Below are 17772 nucleotides of genomic sequence, written 5' to 3'. Positions count from 1 at the left end.
GCGGGGCTGCCCTCCTCGACACGCTGGACCACGAGGCCCTGGGTCGCGCGCACGCCCAGCTGCTGGGCGAGGCCCGGCGTCAGCGGCTGCACGGCGAGGCCCAGCGCGGGCTTGGCCTTCTCACCGCCGTCGGCCTGACCGCGCTCCTTCGCGTCGAGCGCCTCGATGCGGGCGCTGAGCGTCACCGGCTTACCGTCGCGGATGACCGACAGCCGCACCTCGCGCCCCACAGGCGTGCCGGCGACGGCCCGCGGCAGGTCGCTCGCGCGCTCCACCTTGCGCCCGTCGTACTCGGTGATGATGTCGCCGGACTTGAGACCCGCCCGCTCGGCCGGCGAGCCCTCGGACACTGAGGACACCAGCACGCCGGTGGTCTCGGCCCTGCCGAAGCTCTTCGCGAGATCGGGCGTCACCGGCTGGATGCCGACGCCGAGCCAGCCGCGCGTGACCTTGCCCGAGTCCGCGAGTTGGCTCACGACGGACTTCGCAAGCGTCATGGGGATGGCGAAGCCGATGCCCACCGACCCGCCGCTCTGCGAGAAGATCGCCGTGTTGATTCCGATGGCCTGGCCGCGCGCGTTGATGAGCGGCCCGCCGCTGTTGCCGGGGTTGATCGAGGCATCCGTCTGGATGAAGTCGTCGTACGGCCCGGTGCCGATGGCGCGTCCGGTGGCGCTCACGATGCCCGTGGTCACCGTCTGCTCGAGGCCGAAGGGATTGCCGATGGCCATGACGGGCTCGCCGACCTGGCTGGCGGACGAGTCGCCGAGCGGGATGACGTTGAGGCCATTGGCCTCGACCTTGAGCAGGGCGATGTCGGTCTTGGAGTCGCGCCCGACGACCTTGGCCGGCAGCTCGCGACCGTCGGAGAGCTTGACCTGCACCTGGGTCGCGCCCTCGACAACGTGGTTGTTGGTCACGATGTAGCCGTTCTGGTTGATGATGAAGCCCGAGCCCATGCTGCGCGCGTGGCGCCGCGGGCGGCTGCCGAAGAAGTCCTTGAAGTACCGGTCGAAGGGGGTCTCCTCGCCGGACGGGCCCTGCATCTCCGGCGTCGCCGTCTCCGAGCGCTTGGCGCTGACGTTGACGACAGCCGGCTTGAGCTCCCGGCCGATCTTGACCCAGTCGGGCGCCTGCACGGTCGGCGCGGCCGCGGTGACGGCGGACTGCTCCGTCCACAGCGGCGGCTGCGCGCCCTTGGTCAGGCCGTAGCCCGTCGTGATGCCGCCCACGGCGAGCGCGGCGACGAGCGCCAGCACGGGCCAGCCCCACTTCGTGTCTCTGAGAAACGTCTTCATGGTCATCCTCCTCGTGTGTGAAGTGCGCTGAGTTCCTGCCGCAAGCAAACGTAGCAGGCGCTCGTGAGAGGAAGATGAGACCGGAATGAGAAGCTTCTCAGGCGGACGGGGCGAGCGGCAGGCTGATCGTGAAGCGGCTGCCGGCGCCCGGGGCGCTGTCCACGGCGATGACGCCGCCGTGAGCATCCACGATGGCCCGCACCAGGGCGAGCCCCAGCCCCGCACCGCCCGCGTCGCGGCTCCTGGCCGCGTCGAGCCGCACGAAGGGGTCGAAGATGCGCGCGGCGTCGACGGGATCGATGCCGATGCCGGTGTCGCGGACCACGATGCGCGCCTGCCCCTCCCCCGCCAGCAGGGAGAGCTCGACCTTGCCGCCCGCGGGCGTGTACTTGACGGCATTGTCCACGAGGTTACCCAGCGCGCGGCGGAGCGCCCCCGCGTCGCCCAGCACCGCCGCCGGCTCGAGCGCATCGGCGCGGACCGTGACGCCCGTGCCTTGGGCGCGGCGCGCGCCGGCCTCGAGCGCCTCCAGGACGAGGGGCTCCAGCTCGACCCGCGCCGGCGGCGGCCCGAGCGCCGCAGCGGAGCGCGAGAAGAGCAGGAGGTCCTCGACGAGGCAGATCAGGTGCTCGACCTCTTCGAGGCCCGAGTGGAGCACCCGGCGGTACTCCTCGGGCGAGCGCGCGGCGCGAAGCGCCACCTCCATCTCGCCCTTGAGCGCCGTCAGCGGCGTGCGCAGCTCGTGGGCGGCGTCCGCCGAAAAGCGCTTGGCCTGGGCGAAAGCCGCCTCGAGCCCGGCCAGCATCGTGTTGAGCGTGTCGGCCAGGTGGTCGATCTCGTCGTCGGCGCCCCGCCGGGCAAGCCGCCGGTGCAGATCCTCGGCCGTGATCTGGCGCGCCGCGCTCGACATCTCCCGCACGGGCCGGAGCGCACGGCCGGCGAGGACGGCGCCGCCCGCCGCCCCGAGGCCAACCGCCACCGGCACCAGCGCCAGGAGCGTCGTCAGGTAACGCGCGAGCGCCTCGCGCGTGCGCGCGAGAGGCGCCGAGACCTGGATGATCTCCACGGACCGGCCGGAGCGGAGCACCGGCACGGTCAGGAGCCGGACCGGCCCGCCCCGCGGATCCTCGAGCGTCTCGAAGGTGCGCTGCCCGCGCGCGGCGTTGTCGCGCGCTTCGGGCGACAGCGGCAGGGCGGCGGCGGGCGGCGGCCCCGAGCGGAAGCGCGAGCGCCCCTCGGGGTCGAGGAACTGGAAGAACTGGTCGGAGAATCCCGGGCCGAGCAGCTCGCGGATCGCCCGCTCGACCTCCGAGCCGCCGGCGCCGCGCTCGTCGGTCTCGCGGACGATCTGCGCCACGGTCGCGAGTGACGCGTCCACCTGCTGGAGCAAGCTCCAGCGGAGGACGGAGTAGGACAGCGCGCTCACCACGGCGAGGATGGCAAGCAGCGCTGCCGCGTACCAGATGGTGAGCCGCGCGCGGATCGACAGCGGCCTCACGGCTCGTCCTTGAGCACGTACCCGACGCCCCGCACGGTGTGCAGGAGCCGGCGCTCGCCCGGCCCCTCGATCCGCCGGCGGAGGTAGCCGACGTAGACGTCGACCACGTTGCTCTCGGGGTCGAAGTCGAGGCCCCAGACGTGCTGGGCCAGCATGGGCCGGGTCAGCACGCGGCCGGGGTTGCGCAGGAAGTATTCGAGCAGCGTGTGCTCGCGGGCCGTCAGGTCGACCTTTCTGCCGCCGCGGCGCACCTCTCGCGACGAGGGGTCGAGAGTGAGGTCGGCCAGCCGAAGCACGGGCGCGGGCCCGCCGCCGCCCCGGCGCAGGAGCGCGCGCACCCGCGCCAGGAATTCCTCGAAGGCGAAGGGCTTGCTCAGGTAGTCGTCGGCGCCGAGATCGAGGCCCGTGACCCTGTCGCTGACGGCGTCGCGGGCCGTGAGCATCAGCACCGGCATCCGGAGGCCCTCCTGGCGGAGCGCCTTCAGCACGCCGAAGCCGTCGCCCTTGGGCAGCATGACGTCGAGGACCACGAGGTCCCAGGGCGCGCCGTCGGTGGCGCGCTCGATCGCGGCGACGCCGTCGCCGGCGACCTCGACCGCGTGCCCTTCCTCCTCGAGGCCCTTCCGGATGAAGCTCGCGACCTTTCTGTCGTCCTCGACCACCAGGATGCGCATACCCGATCAGTTGTCGCCCACGCGTCGCGCCCTGTCAATGCCGCCGCGAATGCCGTGCTATGCTCGCGCCCGCCGTGCTCGATCCGAGCCACCTCTTCCAGCACCTCGGCTACGCCGCGATCCTCGTGATCGTCCTCCTGGGCAACGCGGGCGTGCCCGCGCCCGAGGAGTCCGTCCTCGTCCTGGGCGGCTACCTCGCGTGGCACGGACGCCTCCACCTGCCCCTCGTGATCCTCGTGGGCGTGGTGAGCGCGAGCCTCGGCGACAACCTGGGCTTCTGGGCGGGGCGACACTACGGCCGGCAGGCCGTCGCGCGGCTGCCGCTGCCGCCCGCGCGCGTGGCGCAGGCCCAGGCGTTCATCGCGATGGCGTGGGCCCGGAGCCGGCGAGGCGCGGGCGGAGCCGCGCCGTGACCTCGTCGGGCCGCTCGCTTCTGGGTGTCGCGGACACACCTAGAGCTTCGGGGCGATCTCGGAGGCGAAGATCTCGAGGTGCTCCATCTCGTCGAAGACGGGATTGAGCATGAGCATGCCCGCGCCGGCGGCCGCCACCTGAGCGAGCCCGTCCACGCACTCCCCGGGCGTCCCCCAGATCGAGACCTCTTCAGCCATCTGCGGCCGCCCGTAGAAGCCCCCGAACCACTCGGTGAGCCGCTTCCCCGCCCGCGCCTTGTCGCGGTCCACCGCGATGTAGACACGCTTGGCGATCGGGAATGCCGCTGGCTCCCGCTTGGCCTCGGACAGGAGCCCGCGCAGGAGCTTGACCTCGTCCCCGAATTTGGCCGTCGAGAGCGAGCCCGCGCCCATGAAGCCGTCGCCCAGCTCGACTGCGCGCTTGAGCGCATTGGGATGGTGGGCGCCGAACCACAGGGGCGGGTGCGGCTTCTGCACGGGCTTGGGCTCCTGGGGCAGGTTGTTGAGCCTGAAGAACTGCCCGTCGAAGGTGACGCGCGGCTCGGTCCAGAGGCGCTTCATCACCTCGATGCCCTCGGCGAAGCGCGCGGCGCGGCGCTCGGCATTGAGGCCGTAGGCCGGATAGAGTGCGGGCTGGCCGCCCAGCCCCACGCCGACCATGAGCCGGCCTCCGCTCAGGTGATCGAGGGTGGTGAGGCTCTTGGCCGTGTGCACAGGATCGCGCATCGCCGTCAGCAGCACGGCCGAGCCGAGCCTCATCCGCGTGGTGACGGCCGCGGCGTAGGTCAGCAGCTCGATCGGCTCGAGGCTCGGTATCGCGCCGACGATCTGCTCGACCACCCAGGCGCTGTGGAAGCCGAGCGCCTCGGCCCGCGCCAGATACTTTCGAATGAAGCCCGGATCCACAGCACGGCCGGGGAAGGTCTGAGGGATGGACACGGCCAGCTCGATGCGGCTCGTCACGTTCCGGCCTCCTTGGAAAGCCGCCGGCCGAGACGGACGGCGAACTCATCGGGACGGCTCGGCGAGAGTACCACGAGGCCTCCCGCGGTGTGGAGATAGACGAGATCGGTGGTGTTGGTGATGGCGAGATAGTGCCAGCCCGTCCGCCGGTTCCACCGGGGCCCCTGGGAGCCGAAGAGAACGTTGAGCCCGACGGCGCCGAAGCCGCCGACCGAGCGGGGCTCGCGGTCCACTGCGCGGATGAGTCGGTACGGAATGAGGCGCGAGAGCCAGCGGCGCTCGATCCTGACGCCATCCGCCGCCAGCGTGAAGCCTGCGGGAGCGAGCCCCTGCACGACCCAGAGACCGAGCAGGAAAGGCAGCGGCAGAATGAGCAGGCTGGGATCGCCGGAGGTGGCGACCATCGCGACCGAGAGCACGAATGGCGCGCCAAAGCCGAGCCCCAGCCCGCCGATCCCGGCGATCAGGCGCTGGCGGCGGCCGAGGACGGCCGGATAGAACTCGGCGTCCGCGTGGGTCAGCGCGGGCAGATCTCGAGCGCGCCGAAGAAGTACGGGATCTCGAAGGCCGCCGACTGCGGCGAGTCCGAGCCGTGCACGGCGTTGGCCTCGATGGACGAGGCGAAGTCCTTCCGGATCGTCCCCGGCGCGGCCTTGGCGGGATCCGTCGCGCCCATCAGGTCCCGCAGGCGCGCGATGGCGCCCTCCCCTTCCAGCACGACCGGCATGCACGGCCCCTGGATCATGAAGGCGCAGAGGCTTCCGTAGAAGGGCCGCTCCTTGTGAACGATGTAGAAACCGGCGGCCTGGGCCTGCGTCAGGTGCAGCAGCTTGGCGGCCAGGACCTTGAGGCCGGCGTGCTCGAAGCGGGCGATGATCTGGCCCGAGACGTTCTTGGCGACCGCGTCGGGCTTGATGATGGTCAGCGTGCGCTCTACGGCCATCGCAGTGATTTGTCCTTTCGCTGAGTTGTCCTACTCAGCACTCGCCTCATCGGGCTCCTCGCCTGCGGGATTCTCCCAGCCCTCGCCTCGGGCTGCCGGCCCTCGGCTCGAACTGCGGGCCCCGTTTCAGCTCGAACTTCATTTGCCGACGACGAGGGCGACGGTCGCGCCCATGTCGGCGGGGCTCTTGACCGTGGTGATCCCGGCGGCCTCCATGGCCTTCATCTTCTCCGCGGCCGTCCCCTTGCCGCCCGCGATGATGGCGCCGGCGTGGCCCATGCGGCGGCCCGGCGGCGCCGTCTGGCCGCAGATGAAGCCGACGACCGGCTTCCGGACATGGGCCTTGATGAACGCCGCGGCTTCTTCCTCGGCCGTGCCGCCGATCTCGCCGATCATCATGATCGCTTCCGTCTGCGGGTCGTCCTGGAAGAGGCGGAGCACGTCGATGAAGTTGGTGCCGTTGACCGGATCGCCGCCGATGCCGACGCACGAGGACTGCCCGAGGCCGCGCAGGGTCAGCTGGTGCACGACCTCGTAGGTCAGCGTGCCGCTCCGCGACACGACGCCGATCGGCCCTTCCTTGTGGATGTGGCCGGGCATGATGCCGATCTTGGCCTTGCCGGGGGAGATGAGGCCCGGGCAGTTCGGCCCAATGAGCCGGCTCTGCCTGCGCCCGAGGAAGGCCTTGACGCGAACCATGTCGCAGACGGGCACGCCCTCGGTGATGCAGACGACCAGCGGCACGCCGGCGTCCGCGGCCTCCATGATCGCGTCGGCGGCAGCCGGCGGCGGCACGAAGATCAGCGCGCAATCGGCCCCCGAGGCCTTTACACCCTCCACGACCGTGTTCCAGACCGGGAAACCCTCGTGAGTCGTCCCGCCCTTGCCGGGCGTCACACCGCCGACGACCTGCGTCCCGTACTCCTTGCAGCGCAGCGCGTGGAAGGTGCCTTCCTTGCCGGTGATTCCCTGCACCAGGACCTTCGTCGCCTTGTCGACCAGGATGCTCATGCCGCCGCCTTCGCCAGCTCCACCGCCTTCTTGGCGCCCTCGCCCATGTCGTCGGCCATCACGAGGGCGAGCCCGGACTCGGCGAGCATCTTCTTGCCCTGCTCGACATTGGTGCCCTCGGCCCGCAGCACCACCGGCAGCTTCAGGCCTAACTTGTTGACCGCTGCAATGATGCCCTCGGCGAGCCGGTCGACGCGGAGGATGCCGCCGAAGACGTTGATGAAGACCGCCTTGACGGATGGATCCGAGGACAGGATGCGGAAGGCGTTTTCGATCTGCTCCGGTGAGGCGCCGCCTCCCACGTCGAGGAAGTTGGCGGGCTCGCCGCCCGCGAGCTTGATAATGTCCATGGTCGCCATCGCGAGGCCGGCGCCGTTGACCATGCAGCCGACGCTGCCGTCGAGCTTGATGTAGTTGAGCCCGTACTTGGACGCCTCGACGTCGAGCGGCGTCTCTTCGTTGATATCGCGCAGCGCCGCGATCTCCTTGTGGCGGTAGAGCGCGTTGTCGTCGAAGTTGAGCTTGGCGTCGAGCGCCATCACCCGCCCGTCGCGCGTCACCACGAGCGGGTTGATCTCCGCCAGCGAGCAGTCCTTCTCGAGGTAGGCGCGGAAGAGGTTCAGGATGAGCGTCACGCCCGCCTTGAACTGGTCGCCGCTGAGTCCCAGGCCAAACGCCAGGTTGCGCGCCTGGAAGGGCTGGAGGCCCAGCGCCGGGTCGGCCCACTCGCGGACGATCTTCTCCGGATGGGAGGCGGCGACCTCCTCGATCTCCATGCCTCCGGCCCGCGAGGCCATGACCACGTGCGTTCCCTTGCCGCGATCGAGCGTCATCGAAAGGTAGAGCTCGGTCGCGATGGGGGAGGCTTCCTCGACCAGGACCTTGAGGACCTTGATGCCCTCGGGAGGTGTCTGGGGCGTCTTCAGCATCATGCCGAGGATCTGTTTCGCGGCCGACTCCGCCGCGCCGGCGTTGTCGGCCAGCTTCACGCCGCCCGCCTTGCCCCGCCCGCCGGCGTGCACCTGGGCCTTGACGACGACCTTCCCGCCCAGCTTCGCCGCGATCGCCTTCGCCTGCGCGGGCGTGTCGGCCACGTCGCCATTCGGCACAGGCACGCCGAATTCGCGCAGGATCGCCTTGCCCTGGTACTCGTGGATTTTCACAGGCTAGGATTTGCCGGAGAGCTTGCGCACGAGCCACACGATCGGATCGTACTTCTCGGTCACCACACGTTCTTTGAGGGGAATCAGAGCATTATCCGTGATGTGGATGTGCTCAGGGCAGACCTCGGTGCAGCACTTGGTGATATTGCAGTAGCCGAGTCCCGCCTTGGTGCGAGCCAGTTCGAGGCGATCATTGGTGTCGAGCGGGTGCATCTCCAGCTCGGCGATCCGCATGAGGAACCGCGGCCCCGCGAAGGCGGGCTTGTTCTCCGGATGATCGCGGATGACGTGGCAGACGTCCTGGCAGAGGAAGCACTCGATGCACTTGCGGAACTCCTGGCTCCGCTCGACGTCTTCCTGCTGCATCCGGCGCGTGCCGTCCGGCTCCTTCGGCCCGGGCTTGAACGCGGGGATCTGCTTGGCCTTCTCGTAGTTGAACGAGACGTCCGTCACGAGGTCCCGGATCAGCGGGAAGGCCTTGATGGGCGCCACCGTGATGGTCTCGCCGGGCTCGAAGGTGTTCATGCGCGTCATGCACATGAGCCGCGGCTTGCCGTTGATCTCGGCGCTGCACGAGCCGCACTTGCCGGCCTTGCAGTTCCACCGGACGGCCAGATCCCCGGCCTGGGTCGCCTGGAGCGTGTGGACCACGTCCAGCACGACCATGCCTTCCTGGGCCTCGACCCGGTACTCCTTGAAGGCACCGCCTCTCGGGTCACCCCGCCACACGCGCATGGTCACTCCGGTTGCGGCCATTATTTCTTCTCCTGGAGGAGCTGCGTGAGGTCGTCCGGCATCTGGGGCAGGGGCTCCTGGGCGATGCTGATCTGCCCGTTCCTCCGCCGCGCCACCATGTTGATCTTGCCGAAGCGGTCGTCCGCCCTCGGGTAATCGTCGCGGGTATGGCCACCGCGGCTCTCCTTGCGCTCGAGCGCCCCCAGGGCGACGGCTTCCGACACCGAGAGCATGGAGTGGAGATCGAGGGCCAGATGCCAGGCGGGGTTGAACTCGCGCCCGGCGTCGGCGCGGACCCGCCCGAGGCGCTGCTTGAACACGGCCAGCTGGTCGAGCGCCTTCTTGAGCTCACCCTCGGTGCGGATGATACCGACCAGCGACTGCATGCACTCCTGCAGATCGGCGTGGATCGCGTAGGGATTCTCGTTGCCCGCGTGCTGGAAGGGCGCGAGCAGGGCCCGGGAGGCGGCCTCCACCTGCCCGGCGTCCACGTGGAGCGTCCCCCGGAAGGATTTGACGTACTCCGCGGCGTAGAGGCCCGCGCGGCGGCCGAAGACGACAAGGTCCGAAAGCGAGTTGCCGCCGAGCCGATTGGCGCCGTGCAGGCCGCCCGCGACCTCGCCCGCCGCGAAGAGCCCGGGCACGGCGGTCGCGGTGGTCTCCGCGTCCACCCGGATGCCGCCATTCATGTAGTGGCAGACCGGACCGACCTCCATGGGCTCCTTCGTGATGTCCACGTCGGCCAGCTCCTTGAACTGGTGGTACATGGAGGGCAGCCGGCGGCGGATGTACTCCGGCGACCGCCGGGAGGCGATGTCGAGGAACACGCCGCCGTGGGGGCTGCCGCGGCCGGCCTTGACCTCGGCGTGGATGGCCCGGGCGACCTCGTCCCGCGGCAGAAGGTCGGGGGTGCGGCGGTTGGTCTTGTTCTCGTACCAGGCGTCGGCCTCCCGCTCATTGTCGGCGGTCTCATTCTTGAAGTACTCGGGGATGTAGTTGAACATGAAGCGCGCGCCCTCGGCGTTCTTGAGCGTGCCGCCGTCGCCGCGCACGCCCTCCGTCACGAGGAGTCCGCGCACGCTGGTCGGCCAGACCATCCCTGTCGGATGGAACTGGACGCACTCCATGTCGATGAGGTCGGCGCCCGCGTCCAGCGCCAGCGCGATGCCATCCCCGACGCTCTCCCAGGAGTTGGTCGTGAACTTCCAGGACTTGCCGATCCCACCCGTGGCCAGCACAACGGCCTTGGCCTTGAACAGCACGAACGCACCGGTGCGCCGCCAGTAGCCGAAGGCTCCGCAGATCCGGTCGCCGTCCTTGAGCAGGCGCTGGAGGTTGCACTCCATGTGCACGTCGATGCCCTTGTGCACCGCGTGTTGCTGGAGCGTGCGGATCAGCTCGAGCCCCGTCCGGTCGCCCACGTGGGCCAGGCGCGCGTACTTGTGGCCGCCGAAGTCGCGCTGGTTGATGAGCCCGTCCTTGGTGCGGTCGAAGAGCGCGCCCCACTCCTCCAGTTCCAGCACGCGGTCGGGCGACTCCATGGCGTGCAGCTGGGCCATGCGCGGGTTGGCCAGCATCTTGCCGCCGCGCATGGTGTCGCGGAAGTGGACCTTCCAGTTGTCCTCCTTCCACACGTTGCCCATGGCCGCGGCGATGCCGCCCTCGGCCATGACGGTGTGGGCCTTGCCGAGGAGCGACTTGCAGATGAGCGCCGTCTTGACCCCGGCCGCGCTGGCCTCGATGGCGGCCCGCAGGCCGGCACCGCCGGCGCCGATCACGATCACGTCGTATTCGTGGGTCTCGTACGTCTCGTTGGCGGCCATTAGAAGAACCTCACGTCTTTGATGACGCCCATGGACAGGAGCCGGATGTACACGTCGGTCAGGCCCACCCAGATCAGGCTCACCCACGCGATCTGCATGTGCTTCTCGTTGAGCCGGCTGACCACGCGCCAGATCCCGTGACGGGCCGGCGCCTTGGAGAAGACGTTGAGGCCGCCGCCGCAGAGGTGGCGGCAGGAGTGGCACGAGAAGGTGTACAGCGACAGCAGCGCCGCGTTCAGGATGAGGACGAGGGTGCCCACACCCATGCCGACGCGGCCGTTGAAGTTGAAAGCCATGACCGCGTCCCACCAGAGGAAGGCGATGACCGGGATGCCGAGCCAGAAGAAGTAGCGGTGGACGTTCTGGAGGATGAACGGGAAGCGCGTCTCGCCGCTGTAGCTCTTCGAGACGTCGCGCACGGCGCAGCCCGGCGGCGAGCCGAAGAACGAGCGGTAGTAGGCCTTGCGGTAGTAGTAGCACGTGGCGCGGAAGCCGCCGGGGATCCACAGGATCAGGAAGGCCGGTGAGAGGTTCCACCACGAGCCGATCAGCGGCAGGCTCACGTGCTGGCAGTTGGCCGCGAGGCAGGGCGAATAGAAGGGCGACAGATACGGGGCGACGTAGTAGTGGGCGTTCTGCAGCGCCGCCCATGTCGCGTACACGCCGAAGGCGCCCAGGAGGAGGATGACGCTCAGCGGCTCGAGCCACCACGCGTCGGTGCGCAGCGTCGCGCCGGGGATGACCTCCCCCCGCTGGTTCTGGAAGACCCGTTTGGACATGGTCACTCCCTCGCGTACTGCTTCATGCCGTCTTGGTAAAGGTCGCCGCCGTGGCAGTCGTTGACGACAATGGCCGGGAAACCCTCGACCTCGAGCCGCCGAATCGCCTCGGTGCCCAGGTCCGCGTAGGCCACGATCTCGAGCTTCTTGACGAAGGCCGAAAGCACCGCGCCAGCGCCGCCGATGGCTCCGAAATAGGCGGCCTTGTGCTCGCGAAGCGCATCCTTGACAGGCTGGGAGCGCGCGCCCTTGCCGATCGTCCCCTTCAGGCCGAGCGCCAGGAGCTTCGGCGTGAACTTGTCCATGCGCCCCCCGGTGGTCGGCCCGATGGACCCGACGACGTGGCCCGGCCGAGCGGGCGACGGCCCCGTGTAGTAGATGATCTGTCCCCTGACGTCGATGGGCAGCGGCTTGCCCGCGTCCATCAGCGGCAGCAGGCGCCCGTGAGCAGCGTCCCGCGCGGTGTAGAGCACCCCGGTGATGCGGACGCGGTCGCCGGCCTTGAGCGCCTCGACATCGGCGTCGCTGAGCGGCGGCGTGACCTCCTTGAACCCGTCGGGCGCGGTCGAGATCACAGCGTGCACCTGCCGTGGTCCCCTCTCCCCTCTGGGGAGAGGGTCAGGGTGAGGGGCGTCACAGCGTCACCTCTTTGTGGCGATGGGCGTGCCAAGACTCGGAGGGGGGCTTCGCCCCCCTTCCGAACCTTCCCCCAGGGGATTGCGCCGGCAAAGCCGTCGCTCGAGCGGGCGCGATCACAACGTCACCTCTTTGTGGCGATGGGCGTGGCACTCGATGGTGACGGCGACAGGCAGGCTCGTGATGTGGCAGGGGTACGTCAGGATGTGGATGCCGAACGCCGTGGTGTCGCCGCCGTAGCCCTGCGGGCCGATGCCGAGACGGTTGGCTCTGTCGAGCACTTCTTTCTCGATTGCGTCCACGGCCGGGTCGGGGTTGGGAGTGCCGAGCTCGCGGAAGAGCGCCTTCTTGGACAGGAGAGCCGCCTTCTCGAAGTTGCCGCCCACGCCGACCCCCGCGATGAGCGGCGGGCAGGCGTCGGGCCCCGCCGTCCTGATGCACTCGAGAATCCACTCCTTGACGCCGTCCACGCCATCGGCGGGCGTCAGCATCTTGTACTTGGAGCGGTTCTCGCACCCGCCGCCCTTGGCCATGATCTGGATCTTCATCGCCACGCCGGGCACGACCTCCACGTGGAGGACCGCCGGCGTGTTGTCGCCCGTGTTCACGCGGTCGAAGGGCGAGCGGACGATCGAGGCGCGGAGGTAGCCTTCCGTGTAGCCCTGCCTGACGCCCTCGTTGATCGCGTCCGCAAGGCCGCCGCCCGTCACGTGCACGTCCTGCCCCAGTTCGACGAAGCAGATGACCGTGCCCGTGTCCTGGCAGTACGGGATCTTCTTGGTCCGCGCGAGCTCGGCGTTGTCCTTGAGGATCTGGAGCACGTGCCTGCCGGCCGACGAGCGCTCGGTCCCGAGGGCGCGGTCGAAGGCGCGGAGCATGTCGGGCTCGATGGAGTAGTTCGCCTCCAGGCAGAGCTTCTTGACGGCTTCCGCGATGGCGCTCGCGTGGATCTCGCGCATGGCCCTCTCTACAGCTTGAGCTTGTCGACCAGCTCGCGCACCGCCGCCGCGGACTTGTCGAAGCCCGCCTGCTCCTCGGCCGTGAGCTTGATCTCGATCACCTGCTCGACCCCGCTGCGACCCAGCTTGACCGGCACGCCGACGTAGAGCCCCTTGACGCCATACTCACCATTGAGGTACGCGGCGCACGGCAGGATCTTCTTCTTGTCCTTGAGGATGGCTTCGACCATCTCGACCGCCGCGGCCGCCGGCGCGTAGTAGGCGCTGCCGCTCTTGAGGAGCCCCACGATCTCGGCGCCCCCGTTGGCCGTACGCGTCACCAGCGCCTGGATCTTGTCGGCCGGCAGGAGGTCGGTGATCGGGATGCCCGCCACCGTCGAGTAGCGCGGCAGCGGCACCATGGTGTCGCCGTGGCCGCCGAGCACGAAGGCGGTGACGTTCTCGACGGAGACCTTGAGCTCCTGGGCGATGAAGGTGCGGAAGCGCGCCGAATCGAGAATGCCCGCCATGCCGACCACGCGCTGGTGCGGGAAGCCGGACTTCTTCCACGCCAGCTGGACCATGGCGTCGAGCGGGTTCGTCACGAGGATCAGGATCGCGTTCTTCGAGCGCGCTACGACCTGCTCGACGACACCGCCCACGATCTCGGCGTTCTTGAAGAGGAGATCGTCCCTGGTCATCCCGGGCTTTCGCGCCAGCCCGGCAGTGATGACCACGATGTCCGAGTCGGCCGTCTCGTCGTATCCGTTCGAGCCGACCAGGCGCGAGTCGTAGCCGTGCACCGGCCCCGCCTGGGCCAGGTCCAGCGCCTTGCCCTGCGGGATGCCCTCGATAACGTCCACCAGCACGACGTCGCCGAGCTCTTTCTCCACCGCATACTGGGCGACCGAGGCGCCGACGTTGCCGGCGCCGACCACCGTGATCTTTGGGCGAGCCATGTCCGTTCTCCTCGCGCCCTACAACGTCTTCATGCTGTCGATGACGGCCGTCCCGAACGCCGAGCACTTGACTTCCTTCGCGCCCTCCATGAGCCGTGCCAAGTCGTACGTCACGATCTTCTGCGCGATGGTCTTCTCGATGCCGGCGTTGATGCGGTCCGCGGCCTCGGTCCAGCCCATGTGGCGGAGCATCATCTCGCCCGAGAGGATGACCGAGCCCGGGTTGACCTTGTCCTGCCCGACGTACTTGGGCGCCGTCCCGTGCGTCGCCTCGAAGAGCGCGTGCCCCGTGTCGTAGTTGATGTTGGCGCCCGGCGCGATGCCGATGCCTCCCACCTGCGCCGCGAGTGCGTCAGAAATGAGATCGCCCGTCAGATTGCAGCACGGGATGACGTCGAACTCGTCCGGGCGGGTCAGAATCTGCTGGAGGAATGCGTCGGTGATGGCGTCCTTGACGAGGATCTTCCCCGCCGGCGGCTTGCCTCCACAGTCGTCCCAGGAAACGAGCTTGTCCGAGAACTCGCGCTTGGCGAGCGCGTAGCCCCACTTCATGAACATGCCTTCCGTGTACTTCTGGATATTGCCCTTGTGGACCAAGGTGACGCTGCGGCGGTTGTTCTCGATCGCGTACCGCATCGCCGCGCGGATCAGCCGCTCGGAGCCCTCCTTCGACACGGGCTTGATGCCGATCGACGACGTGTTGGGGAACCGGATCTTGGTGACCTTCATCTCATTGATGAGAAAGTCGATGACCTTCTTGGCCTCGGGGGTGCCCTGCTCCCACTCGATGCCGGCGTAGATGTCCTCGGTGTTCTCCCGGAAGATCACCATGTCGATTTTTTCTGGGTGCTTCACCGGGGACGGCACGCCCTTGAGGTAGCGCACCGGGCGCAGGCACACGTACAGGTCCAGCACCTGGCGCAGCGTCACGTTCAGGGAGCGGAAGCCCTCGCCGATGGGCGTGGTGAGCGGGCCCTTGATCGCGATCAGGTACTCGCGGATCACGTCCATGGTCTCATCCGGCAGCAGGTTGGGCGGGCAGTCCTTGCCGTAGACCGCCTGCGCCTTGTCCCCCGCATACACCTCGGCCCACGCGATCTTGCGCTTGCCGCGGTAGGACTGCTCGACGGCGGCGTCGAGCACCCGCACCGCCGCCGCCCAGATGTCCGGGCCCGTGCCGTCGCCCTCGATGAAGGCGACGATGGGACGGTCCGGCACCTGCAGCTTGCCGTGGCTGGTCGTGATCTTCTCGCCTGCCGGGATCTTCACTCGGGATGCCATGCGCTGGTCTCCTTGCGGGACGTTATCTGAGCGCGTTCAGGGCGGAACCCGCCTTGAACCACCCGATCTGCTCGTCGGTCAAGCTGTGCAGGCACTGGATGGTGACCGTCTTCCCGCCGGGCTTCGTGATGACAACCGTGACGGGCTTTCCGGGGGCGAGATGCGCGAGCCCCGTGACGCTCAGGCGGTCGTCCTGGTCGATGAGGTCGTAGTCGGAAGCTTTCGAGAAGGTCAGGGGGAGGATGCCCTGCTTCTTGAGATTGGTCTCGGCGATCCTGGCGAAGCTCCGGACGATGACGACCTTGCAGCCCAGGAAGCGTGGCGACATCGCGGCGTGCTCGCGGCTCGAGCCCTCGCCGTAGTTCTCGTCGCCGATCACGGCCCAACCCATGCCCTTGGCTTTGAGCTCGCGCGCGATCTTCGAGAAGTTCTGCCCCTTCTCCCCCGTGAGGGGATTCACGCCCTTGCCCGCCTCGCCGGTGAACGCGTTGACGGCGCCCAGGAACATGTTGTCGCTGATCTTGTCGAGGTGGCCGCGGAACCGGAGCCAGGCGCCCGCCGGTGAAATGTGGTCGGTCGTGGTCTTACCCTTGGTCTTGACCAGAATCGGCAGAGCGTCGAAGTCGTTGCCGTCCCAGAGCGGGAAGGGCTGGAGGAGCTGGATCCGCTCGCTGCTGGGCGCCACCGCGACCACGACGCTGTCGCCGTCGGCGGCCGGCGCCTCGTAGCCTTCCTCACCCTTGGCGAAGCCGGCCTTCGGAAGCTCCTCGCTCTCCGGCGCCGTGAAGCGGAACGCCTTGCCGTCGGGCCCGGGGATGGTCCCGTGCACCGGGTCGAACTCGAGCGTGCCCGCGAAGGCCATCGCCGTGACGATCTCGGGACTGGTCAGAAAGGAGAGCGTCGCCGCGCTGCCGTCGTTGCGCCCGGGGAAGTTGCGGTTGAACGAGGAGACGATCGTATTCGTCTCGTCCTTGCCCACGTCGGAGCGCTTCCACTGGCCGATGCACGGACCGCACGCGTTGGCCAGGACGGTGCCGCCGACCTGCTCGAAGATCGCCATGATGCCGTCGCGCTTGATGGTCTGGTAGATGCGCTCCGAGCCCGGCGTGACGAGGAAGGGCGTCTTGGCCTTGAGCCCCGCCTTGGAGGCCTGCATGGCGACGTGCGCCGCGCGCTTCATGTCCTCGTAGGAGGAGTTGGTGCAGGAGCCGATGAGGGCGGCCTTGATCTGCGCCGGCCACCCCTCCTTCTTGACCTCCGCCGCGAGCTTCGAGACGGGCCGCGCGCGGTCGGGCGAGTGCGGTCCCACGATGGTGGGCTCGAGCTCGGAGAGATCGATCTCGACGATCTCGTCGTAGTGCTTCTTGGGATCCGCCAGCACCTCGGGGTCGGCGACGAGATGCGCCCGGTGCTGCTCGGCGAGCGTCGCGATGTCCGCCCGGTCGGTGGCGCGGAGGTACGCGGCCATCCGGTCGTCGAACTGGAAGAGCGAAGTGGTCGCCCCCAGCTCGGCCCCCATGTTGCAGATGGTGCCCTTGCCGGTCGCGCTGATGGATTCGGCCCCGGGGCCGAAGTATTCGACGATCTTGTTGGTGCCGCCCTTGACGGTGAGCACGCCCAGGAGGTGCGTGATCACGTCCTTGGCCGACGTCCAGCCCGAGAGCTTCCCGGTCAGGCGCACGCCGATCAGCTTCGGGTCGAGCACTTCCCACGCGAGACCCGCCATCGCCTCGCCGCAGTCGGCGCCCCCGACCCCGATGGCGACCATGCCGAGGCCGCCGCCATTGGGCGTGTGGGAGTCCGCGCCGATCATGAGGCCGCCCGGGAAGGCGTAGTTCTCGAGAACCACCTGGTGGATGATGCCGGCGCCGGGCTTCCAGAAGCCGATGCCGTATTTGCGCGCGGCGGAGTGGAGGAACTCGTACACCTCGCTGTTCTCCGTGACGGCGCGCTTCATGTCGTCGGAGGCGCCGCTCTGAGCGCGGATCAGGTGGTCGCAGTGCACCGTGCTCGGCACCGCCACCTGCTTCTTCCCCGCCTGCATGAACTGCAGCAGCGCCATCTGTCCGGTGGCGTCCTGCAGTGAGACGCGATCGACGCGCAGGCGGAGCTGGGCCTTGCCGCGACTCCACTCCTGCGTGTCGAAGTTGTCGGCGTGGGCGACCAGGATCTTCTCGGCGAGCGTGAGCGCCCGCCCAAAGCGTCGCCTGGCCTTGTCCAGCGTGGCCGGCATGGATTCATAGAGGCGCTTGATCTGGTCAACCGCCATGGCGGGCCTCCTCGACGGCCAAGTATCCGAAATGACGAGCGTACACAGACGCATCGCCTCCCACCCATTTGAGGCAGGAGGCGACGGGTTCAGTCCACACGAAACGTAACATGGCGGTCCTGACAGGTCAAGGGACGGCGGGTACTGGGCCAATTTGCTTCGCCATATTTACTCAGCCCTCGCCTCGCGGCGGAGCCGCTCAGCTCGAACTGCGGCCCTCTCCCCCGGGGGGCGAGGGAACGGCTCATGGCCCCCTCTCCCTCGGGAGGGAGAGGGCCGGGGTGAGGGTGCGGCGGCAGTTCACGAATTATTCGGGTTAGTGCGAGAGTTGCTGATGGTGTTCGCGGATGCGCGCCAATTCCGGCGCACTCACCTTGGCCTGCCCGGCG

General features: G+C 68.7%; 17 protein-coding genes. 1 reads left to right on the top strand and 16 read right to left on the bottom strand.

The annotated features are described in order from the left end of the window. From Q7W02_04930 to Q7W02_04920, 3 genes are all read right to left on the bottom strand, one after another. On the bottom strand, nucleotides 1-1298 hold a 1298-nt coding region (locus Q7W02_04930; protein MDO8475533.1), incomplete at its 3' end, for a Do family serine endopeptidase. Nucleotides 1299-1395: 97 nt separating this feature from the next. Next, nucleotides 1396-2796, bottom strand: a complete 1401-nt coding sequence (locus Q7W02_04925; GenBank protein MDO8475532.1) for an ATP-binding protein — start codon at nucleotides 2794-2796, stop codon at nucleotides 1396-1398. After that, nucleotides 2793-3470, bottom strand: coding sequence for a response regulator transcription factor (locus Q7W02_04920; GenBank protein ID MDO8475531.1), 678 nt, complete (start codon nucleotides 3468-3470; stop codon nucleotides 2793-2795). Before Q7W02_04920 ends, Q7W02_04925 begins: the two co-directional genes overlap by 4 nt. A gap of 59 nt (nucleotides 3471-3529) precedes the next feature. Here Q7W02_04920 and Q7W02_04915 point away from each other — a divergent pair, with 59 nt between their 5' ends. Continuing rightward, nucleotides 3530-3883 carry a hypothetical protein gene (locus Q7W02_04915; GenBank protein MDO8475530.1) on the top strand — a complete coding sequence of 118 codons (354 nt, stop codon included), beginning with the start codon at nucleotides 3530-3532 and terminating at the stop codon, nucleotides 3881-3883. A 39-nt stretch (nucleotides 3884-3922) separates the two neighbouring features. Here the strand turns inward: Q7W02_04915 and Q7W02_04910 are convergent, their stop codons facing one another. The 13 genes from Q7W02_04910 to Q7W02_04850 form a co-directional block, all read right to left on the bottom strand. Beyond that, entirely contained in the window at nucleotides 3923-4846 is a 924-nt protein-coding gene (locus tag Q7W02_04910) for an LLM class flavin-dependent oxidoreductase (GenBank protein ID MDO8475529.1), read from the bottom strand. Beyond that, nucleotides 4843-5265, bottom strand: a complete 423-nt coding sequence (locus tag Q7W02_04905) for a PH domain-containing protein (protein MDO8475528.1) — start codon at nucleotides 5263-5265, stop codon at nucleotides 4843-4845. The genes Q7W02_04910 and Q7W02_04905 overlap by 4 nt, the downstream gene beginning before the upstream one ends. A gap of 98 nt (nucleotides 5266-5363) precedes the next feature. Beyond that, the gene (gene ndk, locus Q7W02_04900) at nucleotides 5364-5789 is read right to left on the bottom strand and encodes a nucleoside-diphosphate kinase (GenBank protein ID MDO8475527.1); all 426 of its coding nucleotides are present in this window, start codon (nucleotides 5787-5789) and stop codon (nucleotides 5364-5366) included. Nucleotides 5790-5927: 138 nt separating this feature from the next. Next, nucleotides 5928-6800 carry a succinate--CoA ligase subunit alpha gene (gene sucD, locus Q7W02_04895; GenBank protein ID MDO8475526.1) on the bottom strand — a complete coding sequence of 291 codons (873 nt, stop codon included), beginning with the start codon at nucleotides 6798-6800 and terminating at the stop codon, nucleotides 5928-5930. Beyond that, on the bottom strand, nucleotides 6797-7963 hold the full coding sequence (gene sucC, locus Q7W02_04890) for an ADP-forming succinate--CoA ligase subunit beta (GenBank protein MDO8475525.1): 1167 nt from the start codon (nucleotides 7961-7963) through the stop codon (nucleotides 6797-6799). The genes sucD and sucC overlap by 4 nt, the downstream gene beginning before the upstream one ends. Before the next feature lie 3 nt (nucleotides 7964-7966). Next, nucleotides 7967-8719 carry a succinate dehydrogenase/fumarate reductase iron-sulfur subunit gene (locus tag Q7W02_04885; protein ID MDO8475524.1) on the bottom strand — a complete coding sequence of 251 codons (753 nt, stop codon included), beginning with the start codon at nucleotides 8717-8719 and terminating at the stop codon, nucleotides 7967-7969. Beyond that, a complete protein-coding gene (locus Q7W02_04880; protein ID MDO8475523.1) occupies nucleotides 8719-10521 on the bottom strand; it encodes a fumarate reductase/succinate dehydrogenase flavoprotein subunit in 1803 nt (600 codons plus the stop codon). The genes Q7W02_04885 and Q7W02_04880 overlap by 1 nt, the downstream gene beginning before the upstream one ends. Further along, on the bottom strand, nucleotides 10521-11300 hold the full coding sequence (locus Q7W02_04875; protein ID MDO8475522.1) for a succinate dehydrogenase: 780 nt from the start codon (nucleotides 11298-11300) through the stop codon (nucleotides 10521-10523). The genes Q7W02_04880 and Q7W02_04875 overlap by 1 nt, the downstream gene beginning before the upstream one ends. Before the next feature lie 2 nt (nucleotides 11301-11302). Further along, nucleotides 11303-11884, bottom strand: a complete 582-nt coding sequence (locus tag Q7W02_04870) for a Fe-S-containing hydro-lyase (protein ID MDO8475521.1) — start codon at nucleotides 11882-11884, stop codon at nucleotides 11303-11305. A 168-nt stretch (nucleotides 11885-12052) separates the two neighbouring features. Then, nucleotides 12053-12895 (bottom strand): fumarate hydratase, encoded by an 843-nt coding sequence (locus Q7W02_04865; GenBank protein ID MDO8475520.1) that lies wholly within the window; start codon nucleotides 12893-12895, stop codon nucleotides 12053-12055. Nucleotides 12896-12903: 8 nt separating this feature from the next. After that, nucleotides 12904-13833, bottom strand: coding sequence for a malate dehydrogenase (mdh, locus tag Q7W02_04860; GenBank protein ID MDO8475519.1), 930 nt, complete (start codon nucleotides 13831-13833; stop codon nucleotides 12904-12906). 18 nt (nucleotides 13834-13851) lie between these two features. After that, on the bottom strand, nucleotides 13852-15114 hold the full coding sequence (gene icd, locus Q7W02_04855; protein ID MDO8475518.1) for an NADP-dependent isocitrate dehydrogenase: 1263 nt from the start codon (nucleotides 15112-15114) through the stop codon (nucleotides 13852-13854). Nucleotides 15115-15136: 22 nt separating this feature from the next. Continuing rightward, nucleotides 15137-17383, bottom strand: a complete 2247-nt coding sequence (locus Q7W02_04850; protein ID MDO8475517.1) for an aconitate hydratase — start codon at nucleotides 17381-17383, stop codon at nucleotides 15137-15139. Between the last annotated feature and the right edge of the window lie 389 nt (nucleotides 17384-17772).

It is taken from the genome of Candidatus Rokuibacteriota bacterium (genome assembly GCA_030647435.1).
GTDB lineage: Bacteria > Methylomirabilota > Methylomirabilia > Rokubacteriales > CSP1-6 > AR37.
The sequence above is the reverse complement of the archived record's forward strand: the minus strand, read 5'-3'. Positions and strand labels throughout refer to the sequence as shown.

What these genes read in the sequence shown, in the direction of transcription:
- Q7W02_04920 (MDO8475531.1), bottom strand. Translation starts at nt 3,470, where the DNA reads ATGCGCATCCTGGTGGTCGAGGACGACAGAAAGGTCGCGAGCTTCATC.
- Q7W02_04915 (MDO8475530.1), top strand. Translation starts at nt 3,530, where the DNA reads ATGCTCGCGCCCGCCGTGCTCGATCCGAGCCACCTCTTCCAGCACCTC.
- ndk (MDO8475527.1), bottom strand. Translation starts at nt 5,789, where the DNA reads ATGGCCGTAGAGCGCACGCTGACCATCATCAAGCCCGACGCGGTCGCC.
- sucD (MDO8475526.1), bottom strand. Translation starts at nt 6,800, where the DNA reads ATGAGCATCCTGGTCGACAAGGCGACGAAGGTCCTGGTGCAGGGAATC.
- Q7W02_04885 (MDO8475524.1), bottom strand. Translation starts at nt 8,719, where the DNA reads ATGGCCGCAACCGGAGTGACCATGCGCGTGTGGCGGGGTGACCCGAGA.
- Q7W02_04880 (MDO8475523.1), bottom strand. Translation starts at nt 10,521, where the DNA reads ATGGCCGCCAACGAGACGTACGAGACCCACGAATACGACGTGATCGTG.
- Q7W02_04875 (MDO8475522.1), bottom strand. Translation starts at nt 11,300, where the DNA reads ATGTCCAAACGGGTCTTCCAGAACCAGCGGGGGGAGGTCATCCCCGGC.
- Q7W02_04865 (MDO8475520.1), bottom strand. Translation starts at nt 12,895, where the DNA reads ATGCGCGAGATCCACGCGAGCGCCATCGCGGAAGCCGTCAAGAAGCTC.
- mdh (MDO8475519.1), bottom strand. Translation starts at nt 13,833, where the DNA reads ATGGCTCGCCCAAAGATCACGGTGGTCGGCGCCGGCAACGTCGGCGCC.
- icd (MDO8475518.1), bottom strand. Translation starts at nt 15,114, where the DNA reads ATGGCATCCCGAGTGAAGATCCCGGCAGGCGAGAAGATCACGACCAGC.
- Q7W02_04850 (MDO8475517.1), bottom strand. Translation starts at nt 17,383, where the DNA reads ATGGCGGTTGACCAGATCAAGCGCCTCTATGAATCCATGCCGGCCACG.